Raw genomic sequence first — 1,052 nt, 5'->3', positions numbered from 1 at the left:
GGAGCGGTGCCCTCGGCGGGCGCATCGGTCGACGGCGCACCGGTGGACGGCGCACCGGTCGACGGCGCGTCGGTCGAGGTGGAGTGCAGCGGTGTGGCGCTGGAGGTCGGCGTGCTCGACGGCGTCGCCGCGAACGCGGCGGTCGAGCCGAGCGCGACGAGTCCGAGGGCGCCGACGGCGATGCCGATGGTCAGGGCGCGCTTCTTCGGACGGCGCGGCCCGAAGCTCGAGCCCTTCTCGGCGGGGGTGGTCGACTCGGTCATGGGTGTCTCCTCGTTCCGGCCCGGTGCCGACCCCGTTCGGGATCGGTTGCGGCCGGTTCCATCTCAGATTCGAAGGCGAATCTGAAGCCGGACTTAAGAACAGACCCTCCACAGCAGACGCCGGGTGCGCCCCGATCCGCGGCCCCTAGGTTCGAGCACATGCCCTCCTCCGCCCGTGTGCTCCTCATCGAGGACGACGACGCCATCCGCTCCTCCGTCGAGACCGCGCTGCGCAGCGAGCGCTTCACGGTCCGCGGTCTCGTCTCCGGCGAGGACCTCGCCCAGGAGCTGAGCACCTTCGCTCCGGACCTGGTGATCCTCGACTGGATGCTCCCCGGCCCGAGCGGCATCGTGCTCGCCGAGCGGATCCGCCGCAGCAGTGACGCGGCCGTGATCATGCTCACCGCCCGCGACGCCGTCGACGACCGCCTCCGCGGCTTCGACGAGGGCGTCGACGACTACGTGGTGAAGCCGTTCGTGCTCGCCGAGCTCGTCAAGCGCGTGACCGCCGTGCTGCGCCGCCGCGGCCGCATCCCGTCCGTCGTCGAGATCGGAGACCTCGTCGTCGACCCGGAGTCGGGCCGCGCCCGCCGCGGCGGCATCGCCCTCGACCTCACCGCGACCGAGTTCCGCCTCCTCGCCTTCCTCGCCGGGAACCGCGGCCGCACCCTCACCAAGACCCAGATCCTCACGCAGGTCTGGGGCTACGACCACGTCGACCCGAACCTCGTCGAGGTGCACCTCAGCTCCCTCCGCAAGAAGATGGAGGCGCACGGCGACCGGCTCGTG

1 protein-coding gene and 1 pseudogene are annotated in these 1,052 nt (G+C 71.8%); one reads left to right on the top strand and one right to left on the bottom strand.

Going from position 1 to position 1,052, the window contains the following annotated elements:
- A pseudogene (locus C5C99_RS16650) lies at nucleotides 1-263 on the bottom strand (hypothetical protein); the annotation flags it as partial.
- A gap of 159 nt (nucleotides 264-422) precedes the next feature.
- On the opposite strand from C5C99_RS16650, the gene C5C99_RS16645 reads away from it, so the two are divergent.
- Nucleotides 423-1,052: response regulator transcription factor (locus C5C99_RS16645; protein WP_104340443.1), on the top strand; the 630-nt coding region annotated here is incomplete at its 3' end.

This window comes from Rathayibacter sp. AY1C4, assembly GCF_002932195.1.
GTDB lineage: Bacteria > Actinomycetota > Actinomycetes > Actinomycetales > Microbacteriaceae > Rathayibacter.
Note: the sequence above shows the minus strand (reverse complement) of the source record. Positions and strands in the feature narration are given on the sequence as shown.